Origin of the sequence: Hydrogenophaga sp. ANAO-22 (assembly GCF_042466645.1) — a bacterium.
GTDB lineage: Bacteria > Pseudomonadota > Gammaproteobacteria > Burkholderiales > Burkholderiaceae_C > Hydrogenophaga.
Window position 1 is genome coordinate 3,056,124 of record NZ_CP159956.1, and the last position, 17,188, is coordinate 3,073,311.

Below are 17,188 nucleotides of genomic sequence, written 5' to 3' on the forward strand. Positions count from 1 at the left end.
GGCGTGGGGACCGGCGGTGCGTCAGGGCTTGCTGATGTTCCAGTAGACGTTGGTCGCTCCGACGAGCACGCCGCTGACCACGCCTTTGCGGAAGGCCACCGGGCGCAGCAGCTCGCCCATGGGGGCGAAGGCGCCGATCTCGTAGGCGCGCACCTGGATGTCGTCGGCCAGCTGCTTGCGCTGCGCTTCGGTGGTGGCGCGCGCGTAGGCGGAGCGGAGCTGCTCCAGGCGCTCGTCGCTGGCCCAGCCGAACCAGCCGGCTTCGCCGTTGGCCGACAGCGGGGCGTAGTTGATCGGGTTCAGCGCGTCCTCGGTGCCCCAGTAGGTCACGAAGGCGTCCCAGCCGCCCTGGCTCGCCGGCTCCTTCTTGGCGCGGCGCGCCACCACGGAACCCCAGTCCATCGACTTCATGTCGACGGTGAAGCCGCCCTGGCGCAGCAGCTGCGCCACCACCGGCGGCAGCTTGGCCAGCAGGCTGTTGTCGGTGGCGTGCAGCAGCACCACCGGCTGGCCCTTGTAGCCCGCGGCCTTGAGCAGTTCACGCGCCTTGGCGAACTGCGGCTTGTCGGTGAAGCCCAGGCTCTTGGTCGAGGCCAATGGCGAGCCGCAGGGGTAGACCGACATGCAGGTCTTGTACAGCTCGGGAATGCCGACCTGCGTGCGCAGCAGCGCGTCCTGGTTCATGGACAGCATGGCGGCCTGGCGCACCCGCACGTCGTTGAACGGCGGCACCAGGTGGTTGAAGCGCAGCAGGTACTGCCCGCCGGCCGCGGCCGCGGTGATGATGCGGTTGTTGGCCTTCAGGGCGTTGTAGTGCTCGAAGGGCACGGACTCGAGCATGTCGACCTCGCCGTTGACCAGGGCATTGACCTGCGTCTGCGCGTCCTTGAGCACCACCCACTCCACGCGATCGACCTTCACCGTCTTGCCGCCGGTGGTGCCCGAGGGGGCTTCGGTGCGCGGCACGTACTTGTCGTTCTTCAGGTAGACGGCGCGTTCGCCCGGGCGGAACTCGTCGGCCTTGAAGACGTACGGGCCCGAGCCGATGTGCTCGGCGATCTGCTTGTCGGCCGGTGTGTCGGCGATGCGCTTGGGCATGATGAAAGGCACCAGGGACGAGGGCTTGCCCAGGGACTCGAGCACCACGCCGTACGGTTCGGTGAACACCAGGCGGAAGCTGCCGGCCGACACCGCCTCGGCCTTGTCCAGCACGGCGTACATGCGCTGGCCCATGGGGTCGCGCTTGGCCCAGCGCGCCAGCGAGGCGAGCACGTCCTCGGCCGTCACCGGCTGGCCGTCGTGGAAGGCCAGGCCGGCGCGCAGCTTGAACATCCAGCTCTTGCCATCGCTGCTCACGCTGTGGGACTCGATCATCTGCGGCTGGATGCGCCCTTTGGCGTCGGTGCCGAAGAGCGTGTCGTAAATCATGTAGCCGTGGTTGCGGGTGACCACGGCCGTGGTCCAGACCGGGTCCAGCACCTTCAGATCGGACGAAGGCACCAGGCGGAACGTGCTGCCCTGCGCCAGGGCGGACGACGCCGCGAGGACGAGGGCAGCCCCCAGGGTGGAGGCGAACATGAAGCGGCGCGTGAAGGGCATGGGCATTCCTTGGTGGACACGTTGAGTGGGGACGTTCAGCTTCAAGCAAGCAATATGCCACGCAGGACAATTACTTTATTGTTCACTGGATAATTAGATTTTGTCGGATGGAGCAGGGCGACAGGAGAGGGATAACCCTAGGCGGCAGGCTGGGGCCCTTGCCCGACAACGGTGCGCGCAACGCACCAAACGGGTCGGTGGGCGTGCCCGGGAAGGGTGCGTCGCACGGGGGTGGAGCGTGTACCATCGGCCCGGCATCCTCAACGCCGTCCCGACGCCATGCCCCCCTCAGCTTCCTCCAAGCCCGCCCGCAAGACGGCGGGAAGGCCCACCAACAGCACCATCACGCGCGAGCTCATCGTCGAGGTGGCGCTTGCCCAGATCGACCGGGTGGGCATCCATGCGTTCAGCATGCGGGACGTGGCGCGCTCGCTGGACGTGTACCCCAGCACCATCTACTGGCACCTGGCGTCGAAGGACGCGCTGCTGGCCGAGGTGTCGAATCTGGTGATGGCCGGTGTGGTGCCGCCGCGCGGCGACGGCGACTGGCGCGCCTGGATGCGCAAGCTGTTCAACCGCTACCGCAAGTCCGTGCGCAAGCACCCCAACGTGGCGCAGTTGATCGGTGCGCAGCTGGCGTCGAACGGCGCCTTGAGCACCGACCTGATCGAAGGCGTCATCCAGGCCCTGCTGGAAGCGGGCGCCACCGAGGCCAACCTGCGCGAGGCCTACAACTGCGTCATCTCCGCGATGATGGGTTTCATGACGATGGAACTGGCGCCCCTGCCCACCGACGATCCCGAGGGCTGGGCCACCGCGCTGGAAGGCCGGGTGCGCTCCATCGACCCGCTGGCCAATCCCACGCTGGTGCGCTACCTGCCCTTGCTGGCCAACCGCGCTTTCATCCTGCGCTGGCAGAACGGCACCGACGTGCCGCTCAACAGCAGCTTCGATGCCCATGTCGAGATTTTTCTCGGGGGCCTCGAGGTCTTTCTTCGCGGCGAGGCACCCCAGGCGAGCTGAGGCGGCCGCCGCCGGGCGCCAAAGTGTCTGCTTTGGCGTGCCATCGCGCGCGCTGTTGAAGGGCTGAGCCCGGTCAGAGCCTGAACGCCGTCAAGCGCGCCTTGGCGGCCTGCAAGAGCCCACCGCGCCCGCTGGGCGCCTGGGCTTTGGTCTCGCCCGGGGCGAGGATCTGCATCGCTTCGCCCGAGGCCAGGCGCTGCGCCAACTGGGTTCGCGCCGCATGGGCCTCGAAGGAGGCGTGGCTCAGCACGTGCACCTGAAGGTGGCGCCCCAATGTGCCCCGCAGCTTCTGGCAGGCCGCCGCCATGGCGGCGGCCTCGGGCAGGCGTTCGCCGTGCACGATGAGCAGGTTCAGCGTGCCCTCGGCGTCCTCGCCCAGCAGCACGGCCTGCAGCACCGAGTCCTTGAACTTGGTGCGCAGCATGGCGCGCAGCGGTTCCGCCGCGGCGAAGGACTTGAGCGCGATGCGGCGCAGCTCGGCGTAGAAGACGAAGCCGGTGTTGGCGCTCACCGGCCCGGCCTCGCCATCGGCTTCGGCGGGGTGCTGGATCAGAATGCCGCTTTGCAGCAGGTGCTGCTGCGTGCGCTCGACATCGTCGGGCGTCAGCTGCGTCGCCTTGGCGAGCGCGGACCTCGAGTGCGGTTGGGTGGGGTTGGCGAAAACGGTTTTGAGGATCTGTTGAACCTCAGGCGCCAGAAGGAAATCGGCGGCGCTGCTCGTGCGGGAAGTCATGACCGCGACTTTGACACAAGCGCCGACCTCGCCGCTGGTCGGCACGGGTTAGAGCGACAACCTCTTGAAGAGGCGCTCGGGAATGGACCGGATGATGGCCATCACGCCCCACCAGAACCAGGGTGCGTAGACGACATCGCGTCGCTTGGCGATGCCGCGAAGAATCTCCTGGGCGATGGCATCGGGAGAACTCCAAAGCGGCCCCTTCTTGTCGAATGCCGCCGTCATCGGTGTGTCCACGAACCCCGGCTTGATCGTCAAGACCTGGACGCCCGACTTGTGCAATCGGTTGCGCAGGCCTTGCAGGAACGTCGCCACGGCACTTTTCGCGGTGCCGTACACGTAGTTGGATTGCCTGCCGCGATCGCCGGCCACCGAGCCGAGAACGACGATGGCGCCCTGCTTTTGCGCTTCAAATCGGTTCGCCAGATGGGTGAGCAACGAAATGACGCTGATGGCGTTGGTGTTCAGTTCCTGGAGCGCGGCCTGGAAATCCTGCTCACAGGCTTTTTGATCGCCCAATGTGCCGTGGGCAATCAGGGCCACGTCGAGCCCCCCGAGGGCGCCTGCGGCGGCGTCGATCACAGCGGCATGCTGTGCGAAGTCGTTCACGTCCAGCGCCGCACACTGGACCGACTGAGCGCCGCGAACTTTCAGATCGCCCGCGATCTCGTGCAGATGATCCGTGTCGCGCCCGACCAGATAGAGCTCATGCCCCTCGCGCGCCCAGCGACGCGCCGTCGCTTTCGCGATGGCTGAAGTCGCACCGATGATCAAAATTCTCGTCATGATTTGTTGGGTCCAGATGAATCTGAAGGGCGTGTCTGCGTGCAGCGCTTACGCCAGGCCCAGGCGGCGCGACTGGGTCGAGCTGAATTTGCCGTGGGCATGCCAGCGGGCGCGCACCTCCTCGAACTCCTGCCACCGTGGGTAACCCGCCTTGAACATGGCTTCGCTCATCCGCGCATCCTTGGCCAGATACAGCCGCCCGCCATGCGCGGCAACGATGCCGTCCAGCACGTCGAGCAGTTCAAATGTCGCGGCTTCCGCTTTGAAATCCACCGCCAGCGAATACCCTTTCAGGGGGAAACTCAACGGGTTGGCATTGGCGTCGCCAAACAATTTCAGAACAGCGAGGAAAGCACCGAGTCTGGATTGACCGATGTGTTGGAGTATTTCCCGCAATCCGTCCGCGCCGGATGCCTTGGGCAATACAAACTGGTATTGCAGAAATCCAGGGCGGCCATACAAGCTGCTCCACCCGGTAATGGCATCCAGCGGGGCAATAAATGACTCGAACGGCTTGCGCGACTTTTGCGCATTGGCGCGTGCCCGGCCGTAATAGGCGGCATTGAACATCTTGGCCACCGCTCGATTGAGCAAACCCGAGGGCATTTCGGCAGGTATTCCAAGGGCCTTGACCTGTTGTGCGACCAGCGGGCCTTCGGTGCATTGCTCCCCCATGACGAGAATGGAGCGGCCCAGGTGGGGGCCACGCGCCATGCAGTCGATCCAGGCGACCGAATAGGCGCTTGCGGCATGCGCGTCAAAGGCCTCGAGCACCGCGTCCAGGCTGGGTGTCTTGATCCTGGTCTCCAGGATGTCGCTGGCGGTGATGGCTTTGAGCCGCAACACGGCGGACACGATGACGCCGGTCAGGCCCATCCCGCCACAGGTGGCGTGGAAAAGCTCGGCCTTGTCGGATGGGGACGCACCCACGCACTCCCCGTTGCCCAAAAGAATCCGGATCGACGCAACATGGGCGCTGAAGGTGCCGTCACGGTGGTGGTTCTTTCCGTGGACGTCACTGGCAATGGCACCTCCGACGGTGATGAAGCGTGTGCCGGGCATGACGGGCAGGAACCAGCCGCGTGGCACGAAGGTTCGCAGAATGTCATCCAGCGAAACACCTGCATCGCAGGAAAGCACACCCGTCTCCGGATCAAAGTCATGAAACCGATCCAGATAGCGGGTTGAAAGAACCTGGGGGCCCAGCGCACTGTCGCCATAGCTTCGCCCCCGTCCGCGAGCGATCAGTGGCAAGGCGCCAGGCACGGCACGCATGCACTGCTGTCTCGACAGCGGCTCGGCCACATGGGCTTCCTGCCTCGGATAGCGACCCCAGCCATGCAACTCCATCAGGCCGCCTGGGGTGCAACGCTTTCGCGGTCGATGGTGCAGTCCAATGCCAGGCCGATGGGGCCACCAATGCATCGCATGGTGATGGAGAGGCAAGGTGGACGCATGGCGGCGATGCTAGCATGGGAGTTGTCCATGCCATGGGCTGGAATGGACAACGGCCGCAGGGTTCGCCGATAAAAAAAACAGTTCTCGCTCGATGTCCATCCATCCATGAAAACCCGACTTCTCTCTTTCGCGGTGCCGCTTGCCGGAACGCTGTTCATGCTCGGGTATTTGCTGTACGGGGATTTCGCACCGTCAATGCGCGGGCTCGATTTGTCCTGGCACGTGATGCTGGGGTACGCCCACGAAAACAAACTTCAGCACGGCAGTCAGATCCTATTCAACTACGGGCCGTTGTCTTTCATCGAGTCGGTCATTTACTTCGAACAATCCCATCAGGAAAGGCTGCTCTACAAGGCCGCCTTCCTGCTGATGGTGGGCATCGGTTGTTTCCTGGTACTGCAAATCAGGAGCGCAGGGGCTTTGCTGGCCTGGGGGGGCCTGACCCTGCTGATGGGCATCTGGCGGGATGTGTACCTGCTCCTGCCGGCCTTGCTGCTGTGCCACCATGAATGCCGCAGACAGCAGGGCCATGCCGCGCAACTCGCGCTTTCGGTTCTGCTCGCGTTCGCCGCCGCGTTTGCATGCCTGGTCAAGGCGAACGCCCTGTTCTTTACCTTGCCCGCCCTTGTCCTGGCGAGCCTCTACCGCTTCACCGTGCGGGACTACCGGCCCATTGTCCCCGTGTGTTTTGTCTTGTCCTTCGTCCTGCTGTTCTGGTTGTCTGGCCAGGATGTCTCAGGCGTGTTCGCCTTTCTGCGCGGCTATGTCGATGTCTCGCTGGCCTACAACGCGGACATGGGACTGCCCGCGCCGTTCGCGCTGCATGGCGCCTACATCGTTGGCGCCGCAGTCCTTCTCGCTGCGACGCTGCGCATGACCCATCCTGCCAGCACCGTGCTCAGCCTCCTCACGCTGGGGTATCTGCTGGTGGCCTACAAGATGGGTTTTGTTCGGCATGGCGCGAACCCCGGAGCTTCGTTTCTCGCGCTGGCCTTGCTGTGCGCCGTGCAACTTGGGAGCCCAAGCGTCGATGTTCCGACCCGCTACCATCGGCGTGTGATTGCCGCAGTGGCGATGGCCGCGGCTTTGCTGGTCATCCACATCTCGGCATCCTTGCTGCCGCAGGGGGCTACATCACAGGATACGTCCACGCTGTGGAGAATCGCATCCGCTATGTGCTGGACCCAGGATACCGGGCCGCCTCGGATGCCGACAGGCGCCGTCACCACGAGACGGCGCTCATGGAGGCACGCTCAGCCCTGCCATTTGTGGGCGTTGAAGGCCCCATCGATGTCTTCCCCTTCGAGTTCAGTCTGGCTTACGCGTCGGGGTTGCCGATCGCCTCGCGGCCCGCATTTCAGTCCTACTTTGCCACCAGCCGCTACATGTCGGCGCGCAACGCGGATTTCCTCGCCAGCCCGCAGGCTCCGCGGTCGGTGGTTTTCAGCGTCGTGCCCATCGATGGCCGCTACGCAGCCCAGGAAGATCCGCTCACCCTGGGAGCCTACCGGCGGCAGTACCAAGTTGACCGGCAGACGCCGAACGCCCTGCTGTTGACGCGCCGTGCTTCGCCGCTGGCGCAGTCCGAGCGGTGCCGCATGTCTGAAACGGAGTTCGATCTGCCCCTGCTGATTCCCTCCGTGGGCCCGGATCAAGCGGTTTGGGCCGAGATGGACGTGGAAACCACCTGGCTCGGACGGATCCTGAGCGTGTTGACCGGCCCCCCCGTTCTTCGCATGACGATCGCCACCCCGATGGGGAGCACCGATTTCCGGTATCTGCGCGAGGCGGGCCAGACCGGTTTCCTGTTGTCACCCGCGCTGGTCTCAACCGAAGCGGCCGCGCATTTTTTCAATGCCGAGAGCCGCCTGGAAGACAAGGTCCTGGGTCTTTCGATCCACCAGCCCGGCGGCGCAATGCCTTGGTTTAAGGAGAAGATCTCCGTCAGGCTGTGCGTGCTTTCATGGGATTCAGCACACAAAGCTGACCAATGACGGCGGGCCGTTGATTCGTCAGATGAGAGAGACCAATGTTGCTGGACATGCGGCCCTTCGAAAACAAGGGTTGTCCAACTTATCTTGCACTTCCTGTGACCTTCAAACGTGGGAAAACTGGACTTTCTGCTTGAGGGAGAGCAAATAAGCTGGACTTCCTCGTGTCTACGGATTCAGGCTGGCCATTGCACGTCAGAACTCCCTTTCCCGACAAGCGCATGGCAGTCCGTTTCCGAACGACTTCAGCGCCCAAGCGCAGTGCTGGCAAAGTTCTGCGAGTGATTCCGATCGACTGCAGCCGATTCAGGTAGGTGGTGCGGGAGATCGAGGTACTGGTAGTGGCCATCCTCCACGCGCAGCCGCTTGTAGCTTCATCGGCGTCATGTCCTTGAGCCCCAGAGCCGGAAGGATGTCGTTCTCTCGACGGTAGTCTCGTCCGGCTGCGGCGCTCAGAATCTCCAAGCCTGCCTCGTGCAATGGTGTTGCCACGCCCGTCAATTTGCCCAACTCGATCGTAGTTGCGATGCCGAATGGAAGATCCTCTGTCAGCCAGCGGCTTTCGAGCGTTGTGGGTCCCGGCGTACCAGTAGGCCGCTGGGCGGCAATAGCCTCGGCGAACTCATGTATGCGGCCTGCGGAGGGCAATCCACTAAAGGACTTGAGGTAATGTTCGCGAGCCGTTCTGACTCTCACGCCGAAGGCCGATGCGATGGCCAGTCGCTCATCGTCGAGCCGCCCTATCAGGCGACCTACTGACGGGGTGATACCGCCGAAGACGTCCCAGCGCTCACCCCGCTCCATTCGCGTGTAGTTCAGGACAGCACCAGCCATGTGCAGCTGTGGGTTCAAATTGCTGAGCGCAATCGTCAATAGGTCCTGACCTTCGACGAATACATCGCCAAACAGATCCCGGAGAACCGACAGCCCAGCGGGCAAAGCAGCTGACGGCACTGCTGCAACATCAACTTCGCTGCGCAACGTCTTGACATACACATCGCCGTCGTTCATCGAGCCCGTCAAGACGGTGGTCGGGAGGGCGAGAATCGGAACGACCATGTTCCGGCTGGCCAGCAGTCGCGACAGGTACAGCGCCCCCAGCGAACAATGCGAGCTGACAATCACGAGGTGCTTGGTATTGAGATGCGGTGCCAAAGCCTCCATCACAGACTTGTACCCATTGCCCCGGACGCACAGCACGATGACATCAGATGCTGCCACCTCCTGCGGTGACAGGGCGATCTCAACCTCGACGGTCGAGTCGAGCAGCCCGCGAGCAGCGATTCGTGTGCCTCGCAGAGAGGTCCTCGGTAGCGAGTCGCGCGGCGACCATATGCAAGGTTCATAGCCTCGGTGCAACAAGAGTGCCGCATACCCCAAGGCTATCGGCCCGGATCCAATTAGGCCAATCTTCACAACATGTCCTTCAAGCTATTTTTCTTCACAGGCAACAACCATTGATCAACAAAAAAGGCATCGGGACGCCCCGATGCCAAACCTAGGGACCCCATCGCTTAAAAGTTGTGTCGTACGCCCAAGTCGAATCCGGAGGATGACCGGTTTGCCGCTGTGCTCGAACCATTGAGCGCGGCAGTCGCACCACCACTGTTGTTCACCCGGGCGAAAGTTCCATACAGCGATGTGCGCTTGGAAAGGTTGTGCACATAGCCCAGTGAGATCTTTTTGGTTTGGGGATTGCCTGCGCCTGAAGTCTTGTAGGCAGACCACTGCGCCTTGAACTCTCCGTTCCCCACTCGATATCTACCGCCAATTTGCGGGCCGCGCCCGGTGAGACCGGCCAAGGTATCAACCTTCTCGCGGTAGTAGCCGCCCATGAGCGAGAAGTCACCCAAGTCGTAGCTCGCGCCCAGGTTGGCCGAAGTGATGTTGCCGGTCGTGGCCGTGGTCGCGTAGTTGGTGTGCGTGGCCGAAATAGCGACATTGAGCGGACCAGCCTTGTGCCCGAAGCGCAGACCGCTGCCAGTACCGTCATCTTTCGTCGCGCCGGCGTTGCTTGGATTTTCTCCAAGATAGTGTTGGACCAGCCCATAGAACCCGCCGAGGTTTTGTGGCGTGAAGTACATGATCGCGTTGGACACGCGCGTGGGGATGGGGCCAGTGAGCGCGCCTACGTAGGCTTGTGACGCACCGACGCCACTGTTGCCGAACGGATCGAATTCGAAGCGGTTGTAGTACGCCGCAGAATAGTCCCGCCCAAGCCGCAGCTCGCCCCAACCACCCGAAAGGCTGACGGTCGAGCGACGCCCGAAGGTGAAGCCACCGCCACCGGTGTTACCCGTGGACTGGTTGTTGGTATTCGTGGTGCTGCCGGTGCCAGTGTCAGCCAGAAACCCGCCTTCGAGCGCGAAGCTGGCCTTCAGTCCGCCGCCCAGGTCTTCCACGCCGCGAAAGCCCAGTCGTGAGCTCCCCGTGCCGCCCGAACCTACTTGCGTGCGATCTGCGACGCTGCCCGAGCCTCGCTGGATGTTCGTGTCGATTGCGCCATACAGCGTGACGGACGATTGAGCAACTGCCAGGCTTGATGCCGCCAGCAGTGCCGAGGAGATTGCGAGATTTTTCATGGGTTGTTCCTATAAAATGCCCAGGCGTAGCTCCTCCCCTGCGTGGTCCCTCGGGAGTTCGCATCCAGTGCTCAAGGCGGGCGATAAAAAAGTTCTCCCCTCCCTGCCATGACATGACAACGGCGGGATGTGGAAGTGGCGAATGCTTGCCGTGGGCGACGCGGCAAAAGGAGGCCCACCGCGGTCTCAAAAGATCGCGGATATCCGTTATTCGAGGCGGGTTCAGTTCACATCTTCGATACGCGCTCCTTTATGAAGATTCAGAGGACAGCTCGCGGAAACGCCGCGGGTCAAGGCCCGAAATCTGAATGGAAGCGTTGCCTGTGGTGACCAGATCCGCCAGTACGACACCGACTGCGGGGCCAAGCTGGAAACCGTGTGCGGAGAAGCCCGCCGCGTGTACCACAGATGGCGCACTGCCGACGCCGATCAATGGCAGACCATCGGGTGTGAAGCCCTCGATCCCTGACCAGCAACGCGCAATCGTTGCCTGCATCAGGATCGGGAAGAACTTTGAGGCTTGACGGGCAGCCTGTGCCAGGCCCGACAAAGTGAGTTCCGCTCGTGCAGTGCATAGATCCACAGGACTGCGATGGCCACCTCCAATCACGACCGTGCCGTTGTCGAACTGCTTGATAGATAGCGCTTGACCAAAGACGCTGACGACAGGGGATAGAAAAGGTGCCAAACGAGTGGTGACGATCTGCATCGAGCCGTTGGGCTGGATGGGAAGTTTGTCGCCGAACATGCTACCGACGGATGCGGCCCAGGCTCCTGCACAGTTGATCACCTGATTGGCGTGAATCTCGTGTCCGTTTTTCGTGAGAAGTCGCCACTCACCTCCGACTCTCGATGCCGAGTGAACGGACGCACCTTCGACAAAGCGAGCGCCGAGGCTTTCTGCCTTGCGACGAAAGGCCTGGGTCGTTCGAAATGGCAGCGCGCTTCCATCGTCGACGACATAAGCGGCTCCGGTGATTGGTCCGACGAAGGCAGGCACGAGGTCGCGTACTTCGAGTGGCGTCAACAGACGCTCCACATGCGGTAGACCAGACTCAGCGATCCGGTCACTGCGAACACGCAGCGCTTCGAAGGTCCCGGCACTGGTGGCGATCTTCAATTGCCCCGACTGGCGGTATCCGCAATCGTCGTCCACCAATTCGCCGATACGTGTCCACAGGCGCTTCGAAGCCAGCGCCAGGGGTAGCTCTGCGATATGCCGTCCGAGGGTCCGTACGCCCCCCGCGTTGACGCCAGATGCATGTCGGCCCGCGTACTCCGAGTCAAGGACCAGTACGTCCACCCCTCGCAATGCCAGTTCCCGAGCCGCTGCACAGCCTTGTATCCCTGCGCCGACGATGGCAACCTGAGTCGTGAATGTTGTCACTCGTCATCCTTAACAGCCGCCAATTCACCGATCGTGATTGGCGAAAGGGGCAGGCGTTGGCGCGGAGGAGCGCTGAGTGGAAGTTGGCCCTCACGGCCAAGAGCCGCCACTGAATGTGAGCACATTCGACCTTGGCACGGCCCCATACCGCAGCGAGTGAAGCTTTTCACAAAGTTCAGATTGCCATTCGCGCGTCCCATGAGGGGAGCGAGTGTCCCGATCGTCACGCTCTCACATCGGCACACCACCGTGCTCGGGTCGCTCGCGAGCAAGTTGCGATCGCTTGGCGAGTACAGGCGATCCAGGAAGCGCCGCAACCGCATGTGCTTGCGCAGTTCATGCACCAGCGATGTCTCCCGCGCAGATAGCTGCTGACCTGTCGTGTTGCGCACAAGATGCAAGGCGGCCAACCGACCCTGAATTTCCGACGCGTCAGCACCCACGATGCGGGCGCAATCCCCGAGGGCGTAGATATTCGGCTGCGACGTTTCACCGTTCTCGCCGACGGTCAGCTCCCAGGCGCGACGCTCCGATGACCAGGACCAATCACAGCCCAGGGCCAAGCCAAGTTCAACGTTGGGCACAAGGCCTTCATGCAGCAATACGGCATCGCACGGCAGTCGGTGCGTCTTGCCACGTGCCTTCCAGCCAATCCCCTCTACCGCTGTGTCGCCGTGGATGCGCAGTTCACTTACACAGTTGTGAACCGCAACGCCCGCCAGCCGGATCCGAGCCAGCAGATTCAACCCCTTGTAGAGCTGTCCGTGGCCAATTGCGCCTGGAAGCGCACGAAGAGAGGCCGGGTAATTGCGCCAAGGCGTCGTGTCGAGCAGAGCCCGAACTTTCCGGCCAGCAGCGATGTACTGTGCCGCGACTAGGTAGAGCAGTGGACCCGATCCGGCAAGCACAGCGCCGTGGACGGCTATCGCGGCGCTCTTGAGCATCACCTGCGCCGCGCCAACCGTGAAGACGCCTGGCAGCGTCCAGCCAGGGATGGCCACAGGCCGCTCGCGGGCGCCGATCGCGATGGCCAGAGTTTTCGCACTGGCTCGGGTCGATTCCCCGCTGACGCTAAACCAGACCTCACCGGACGGTAACGCATGCCAGATCCGCGCACCCGCGACATGAGTAAGCTTTTCGCATTTCAGCGTGTTCACCAGCTTCGCGCCCCGCCAGTAGTTTTCGTCGAAGATCTTTGCCGCACGTAGACGCGACCTTGACACGCCGCGATAGATCTGCCCACCAGCCTCGAGCTGCTCATCGAGAAGAAGCACCTCCATACCCGCTTGCGCGCATTCACTGGCCATCGCTATCCCGGACGGTCCCGCGCCAATCACGATCAGGTCGTATTGCGTCTTCATACCGTCTTCACATCCATTCCGGCTCTGACGCGCGTCATGCAGGCGCGCTGCTGCCGACCGTCTACCTCGAGCACACATTCAAAACATACGCCCATCAGACAGTACGGCGCACGTCGCAACTGCGTGACCGGATGTGTGCGCAGCGTCACCTCGCCCCCACGAAGCAGCGCTGCCGCCAAGCTGATCCCCTCGGCTACATCGCGCGGCGTACCGTTGACGGTGATGACCACCGTCCCGACTGCATCGGCAAGTGCCACGTCGTCGAAGCGCACCGTCATCGTGTGTCTCCCTTCGCACCCTCGCCGGATAGCAGGCGATCCAGGCCAAAGCCACGATCCAGCACAACCATAAGTGCCAATGCCAAGAAGATCAGCGTGGAGGAAACCGCGGCCACCATGGGATCTACGGTCTCCTCAATGTGCAGGTAGATGCGGACAGGCAACGTCGTCATGGAAGGCGAAGCCAGGAAGACGGTCATCGTCGTCTCGTCAAAGCTGTGAATGAATGCCATCAGCCAGCCACTTACCACCCCCGGCAATGCCAACGGCAGCGTGACGCGTCGAAACGCAGTGAAAGCCGACGCTCCCAGTGAGCGTGCCGCCTGTTCAATGCTCCCGTCCATGCCGGTGTACGCGCTCATCAGCAGACGCAGTGCATACGGCATCACCACGACCGTATGGGCTAGCGCCAAACCGACGAAGCTGCCGCGCATGCTGGTCAGCGCGAAGAACTGCAGAAATGCAATGCCCAGCACCAGGTGAGGCACCAGCAATGGCGACATCAGTACCGTCGCGATCGTGTCGCGCCCTGGAAAGTGCATGCGGGCGATCGCCAACGCGGCGGGAATGGACAACAGCACCGCGAACGACGCCGAAGCCACGCCCAGCCACAAGCTGTTTTTGAAGGCGGCAATGAACTGCTTGTTCTGTAGCATGGCCTCGTACCAGCGCAGCGACATTCCGTTGGTGGGCAAGGACAGGTAGTTGTTGGCCGTCAGCGAGACCAGAACCACCATCACGAGCGGTGAGGCCAGGAAAGCGACGAAGAGCCAATGAAAAATCAGTGCAAAAGGACCGTTTTTCATGATTCGAACACCTGGGCGTAGCGCTTTACAACGACCTTGTTGATGCCGACCACGATGGCAATGTTCACCACCAGAAGCAGGACCGCGAGGGCTGAGCCCAAAGGCCAATTCATGTTGCTCAGAAACTCCTCATAGGCCGCGGTAGCCACAACCTTGAAGCGTCGACCACCAACGATCGCCGGTGTCGCAAACGCCGTGGCCGCCAGTGAGAACACAACCACCGCGCCGGATAACGCGCCGGGCACCACTTGCGGTAACACCAACCGGCGCAGCAACGTCCATTGGCCCGCCCCGAGCGAGACTGCCGCACGCAATGTGTCTCCCTCAAGGCGCTGCAGGCTGGTCCATACCGAGATAACAACGAAGGGGACCAATACGTGCACCAACGCGATCACCACACCTGTCATCGACTGCAACAAAGTGAAGTTGGGCTCCACCCACCCAAATCGCGTCATGACACTGACGACGGGGCCCGCTGGCCCCAACAGCAGCGCCCAGCCCAGAGTGCGAACAACCACAGCCACTAGAAGAGGCGCCAGCACGATGAGCAGGACAAGGCCCTGCCAGCGCCGGTCCATTCTGTAGATGACGTAGGCCTGCGCAATGCCAAGCACCACGCAGATAACCATCACCAGAAGCGACATTGACAACGTACGGCCGTACACGCTCCAGAAGTAGCTGTCCCCCAACACTTCGACGTAGTGCTTAACGGTCCAACCCTCGTCCTGTGCGTCCACACGAAAGCTCAGGGCAAGCATGAGTACCAGCGGGACCGCCAGTATGGCGGCGTAAAGTGCCAGCGCTGGCACGGTTAGCGCGAAGGAGCGCGCGGACCGAATCATGATTCCACCTTGCCGTCAACCCGGTGCAGATCGGCATCGGACCAAGTGAGGCCTACCGATTCCTGCTCTCCTGGAGCTGGACGCTGGTGTGTCGGCAACTGCACCAGAACCTCACCGAGCTGTGTGTTCACCACGTATATCAGATGGTCGCCTTGATAAACACGCGCTACGACCCTGCCCTGCAAGCGGGCCTCATGCTGCTCACAGAAGCGCAGCACCTGCGGCCGTAACCCGACAGCACCGCTACCCACGTCCACACCCGGAACGACGGCACGCCACTGCTCGGTGTTCCACAGGTTCATCTTGCCAATGAAGCCCGCAACGAAGGTGGTTCGCGGTGCGTCGTAAATTTGCGCGGGCGGCCCGACCTGTTCCAGTCGTCCGTTGTTCAGTACGGCAATCTTGTCGCCCAAGGCGAGCGCCTCGGCCTGATCGTGCGTCACCATTACGGCCGTGAGACCGGCGTCTCGGCAAACGCGACGCAACTCTACCTGCATCTCCTCGCGCAACTGCGCGTCCAAATTGGACAACGGCTCATCGAGCAGAAGCAGCGGCGGGTCGATGACCATTGCACGTGCCAAGGCCACGCGCTGGCGCTGGCCACCGGACAACTGCTTGGGATAGCGGAGTGCGAAAGCAGTCAGCCTGACGGCGTCCAAGGCTTTCTTCACCTGTCGCGACCGCTCGTCCACCTTGATGCCGCGCATCTCCAGACCAAACGCGACGTTCTGCTCGACGGTCATGTGGGGGAAAAGGGCGTAGCTCTGGAACACGATGCCGATACCGCGGCTCTGCACTGGAACTCGCAGCAGATCCCGACCTGAAAGCGTGATTCTCCCGGCGCTTGCTTCTACAAAACCCGCAATCATTTGCAAGGTGGTCGTCTTGCCGCAGCCCGAGGGCCCAAGCAGGCATACCAACTCGCCCTGCTCGATGTCGAGGTCTACGCCGTCAACCGCAACGACGCCGGCGTATGACTTCGTCAGCCCTCTTATCTCTAGAAATGCCATCTTGTTTCCTATCGCTGTTCACGCACAAATTCGCTATCTCTCAACGCGGCGCGCCCACCGTTTAGCCCATTCGGATTTTTGTTCGTTCAGGAGCTGAAGATTCGGGGCGATCAGCTTGGCGAAAGCTTGCGGGCCATACACAACTTTGCCGGCAGTTTCCGGATCAAGCTCGACGCTCTTGTTGGTTGGCCCCCATCCCGCCCCCTTTGCAAGGATGATCTGAATCTGCGGTGACATCAGGTGTCGCACGAAGGCTTGAGCAAGTTCGGGTTGGTCACTGCCAGAAACGGGGCATACCGAGGTAAACAGCGCGACGACGCCCTCCTTCGGATAGACGAAGGCCAAAGGGAAACCCGTTTCCGCCAGCGCTTGAGCACGACCACTGCCCCACACGCCGATGGAGACAGCCCTTGTTTGAAACAGCTCAGACATCTTGCTCGACGTGCTCTCGAAGGAGGCAACATTCGGTGCAAACTTCTCTATTGCTTGAAAGCCAGGCTCGATGTTGCTTTCGCTCCCGCCATAGGAGCGAGCCAGCATTACCAGCGCGTGCAGACCGTAGCTGTTGTTGACGCTGGGAATTAGCAACTGGCCCTTGTATTTGGGGTCAGCCAGGTCGCGCCACGATGTGGGCGATTGCCAGCCACGCGCTTTGAATTCGTCCTTGTTGTAAGCGATTCCTGTCGCCACTACCCCGACTCCCGCAGCGCGATCCCCAGAGAAACGGGCAATGGGGTTCAGGGCGTCGAACTCCTTCGACTTAGCGATCGGCTCACAGAGCTTCAGCGAGATGGCCTGCTGCATCGGTCCATCGTCGAGGACCGCGACGTCGATTTCAGGTTTTGCGCGTTCGGCCTGCAGGCGGGCCAGGTTGGTCGCGGAGGTGCCGGCCACGTACTCGATTTTGGCCTTCTGGACTTTCTCAAAGATCGGAATGACTTGCTCGCGAAAAACCTTCTCAGATGAACCACCGTAGCCCGCCACGTAGAGCGTGGGGACGCTCTGCGCATGGACCGTCACCGCAATGGCGGCCATACCTGCAACCAGTGATATTTTCATGATCGGCACCTTTATGGATGACATGAGTGAGGTTATTCTTCGCCAACTTGACATATCCAACAAATACTATTAACTGATCTATTCATCCACGAATCGTATGTATTTGCAGAAGATCTTCACTGCTGCGGACTGGCGGCTTCGATTGCTCACCGACGCTCCTAGGGGCCTGCGTCTGCCGGTATGCCCGACGCGTGCTACAAGCAACCGCGCGCATGGCAGCGTGTGCGGATGGGCATAGGGCCGAAGTCCCAACGAAGACACGAGTCCAAG

16 protein-coding genes and 1 pseudogene are annotated in these 17,188 nt (G+C 62.0%); 3 read left to right on the top strand and 14 right to left on the bottom strand.

Features of this window, described 5'->3' with window-relative positions; all coding sequences use genetic code 11:
• Positions 1-21: 21 nt before the first annotated feature.
• On the bottom strand, positions 22-1,599 hold the full coding sequence (locus ABSY19_RS14785; RefSeq protein ID WP_382152693.1) for an ABC transporter substrate-binding protein: 1,578 nt from the start codon (positions 1,597-1,599) through the stop codon (positions 22-24).
• Positions 1,600-1,878: 279 nt separating this feature from the next.
• Here ABSY19_RS14785 and ABSY19_RS14790 point away from each other — a divergent pair, with 279 nt between their 5' ends.
• Positions 1,879-2,622 (top strand): TetR/AcrR family transcriptional regulator, encoded by a 744-nt coding sequence (locus tag ABSY19_RS14790; RefSeq protein WP_382152696.1) that lies wholly within the window; start codon positions 1,879-1,881, stop codon positions 2,620-2,622.
• A 73-nt stretch (positions 2,623-2,695) separates the two neighbouring features.
• Here ABSY19_RS14790 and ABSY19_RS14795 read toward each other — a convergent pair whose 3' ends face one another.
• Genes ABSY19_RS14795 through ABSY19_RS14805 form a run of 3 tightly spaced genes read right to left on the bottom strand, consistent with a single transcriptional unit; the run spans position 2,696 to position 5,449 of the window.
• Positions 2,696-3,355 carry a hypothetical protein gene (locus tag ABSY19_RS14795; protein ID WP_382152699.1) on the bottom strand — a complete coding sequence of 220 codons (660 nt, stop codon included), beginning with the start codon at positions 3,353-3,355 and terminating at the stop codon, positions 2,696-2,698.
• A gap of 48 nt (positions 3,356-3,403) precedes the next feature.
• On the bottom strand, positions 3,404-4,144 hold the full coding sequence (locus ABSY19_RS14800; protein WP_382152702.1) for an SDR family oxidoreductase: 741 nt from the start codon (positions 4,142-4,144) through the stop codon (positions 3,404-3,406).
• A 48-nt stretch (positions 4,145-4,192) separates the two neighbouring features.
• The gene (locus tag ABSY19_RS14805) at positions 4,193-5,449 is read right to left on the bottom strand and encodes an FAD-dependent oxidoreductase (RefSeq protein ID WP_382152705.1); all 1,257 of its coding nucleotides are present in this window, start codon (positions 5,447-5,449) and stop codon (positions 4,193-4,195) included.
• A gap of 258 nt (positions 5,450-5,707) precedes the next feature.
• On the opposite strand from ABSY19_RS14805, the gene ABSY19_RS14810 reads away from it, so the two are divergent.
• Together ABSY19_RS14810 and ABSY19_RS14815 are read left to right on the top strand one after the other, a co-directional pair.
• Positions 5,708-7,159, top strand: coding sequence for a hypothetical protein (locus ABSY19_RS14810; protein WP_382152708.1), 1,452 nt, complete (start codon positions 5,708-5,710; stop codon positions 7,157-7,159).
• A 41-nt stretch (positions 7,160-7,200) separates the two neighbouring features.
• A complete protein-coding gene (locus ABSY19_RS14815; RefSeq protein WP_382152711.1) occupies positions 7,201-7,596 on the top strand; it encodes a hypothetical protein in 396 nt (131 codons plus the stop codon).
• A gap of 303 nt (positions 7,597-7,899) precedes the next feature.
• Here the strand turns inward: ABSY19_RS14815 and ABSY19_RS14820 are convergent, their stop codons facing one another.
• The 10 genes and pseudogenes from ABSY19_RS14820 to ABSY19_RS14865 form a co-directional block, all read right to left on the bottom strand.
• On the bottom strand, positions 7,900-8,757 hold the full coding sequence (locus ABSY19_RS14820) for an NAD/NADP octopine/nopaline dehydrogenase family protein (protein ID WP_382163812.1): 858 nt from the start codon (positions 8,755-8,757) through the stop codon (positions 7,900-7,902).
• A 15-nt stretch (positions 8,758-8,772) separates the two neighbouring features.
• A pseudogene (locus tag ABSY19_RS14825) lies at positions 8,773-9,009 on the bottom strand (hypothetical protein); the annotation flags it as partial.
• Positions 9,010-9,107: 98 nt separating this feature from the next.
• Positions 9,108-10,175, bottom strand: coding sequence for a porin (locus ABSY19_RS14830; protein ID WP_382152714.1), 1,068 nt, complete (start codon positions 10,173-10,175; stop codon positions 9,108-9,110).
• 250 nt (positions 10,176-10,425) lie between these two features.
• A complete protein-coding gene (locus ABSY19_RS14835; RefSeq protein ID WP_382152717.1) occupies positions 10,426-11,562 on the bottom strand; it encodes an NAD(P)/FAD-dependent oxidoreductase in 1,137 nt (378 codons plus the stop codon).
• On the bottom strand, positions 11,559-12,923 hold the full coding sequence (locus ABSY19_RS14840) for an FAD-dependent oxidoreductase (protein ID WP_382152720.1): 1,365 nt from the start codon (positions 12,921-12,923) through the stop codon (positions 11,559-11,561). Before ABSY19_RS14840 ends, ABSY19_RS14835 begins: the two co-directional genes overlap by 4 nt.
• Positions 12,920-13,201: a (2Fe-2S)-binding protein gene (locus ABSY19_RS14845; RefSeq protein ID WP_382152723.1), complete on the bottom strand. Its 282-nt coding sequence runs from the start codon at positions 13,199-13,201 to the stop codon at positions 12,920-12,922. Before ABSY19_RS14845 ends, ABSY19_RS14840 begins: the two co-directional genes overlap by 4 nt.
• Positions 13,198-14,007, bottom strand: coding sequence for an ABC transporter permease (locus ABSY19_RS14850; RefSeq protein ID WP_382152726.1), 810 nt, complete (start codon positions 14,005-14,007; stop codon positions 13,198-13,200). The genes ABSY19_RS14845 and ABSY19_RS14850 overlap by 4 nt, the downstream gene beginning before the upstream one ends.
• Positions 14,004-14,849 (bottom strand): ABC transporter permease, encoded by an 846-nt coding sequence (locus ABSY19_RS14855; RefSeq protein WP_382152728.1) that lies wholly within the window; start codon positions 14,847-14,849, stop codon positions 14,004-14,006. Before ABSY19_RS14855 ends, ABSY19_RS14850 begins: the two co-directional genes overlap by 4 nt.
• Complete coding sequence (locus ABSY19_RS14860; RefSeq protein ID WP_382152731.1) at positions 14,846-15,859, bottom strand: ABC transporter ATP-binding protein; 1,014 nt, start codon at positions 15,857-15,859, stop codon at positions 14,846-14,848. Before ABSY19_RS14860 ends, ABSY19_RS14855 begins: the two co-directional genes overlap by 4 nt.
• Positions 15,860-15,892: 33 nt before the next feature.
• A complete protein-coding gene (locus ABSY19_RS14865; RefSeq protein ID WP_382152733.1) occupies positions 15,893-16,918 on the bottom strand; it encodes an ABC transporter substrate-binding protein in 1,026 nt (341 codons plus the stop codon).
• Between the last annotated feature and the right edge of the window lie 270 nt (positions 16,919-17,188).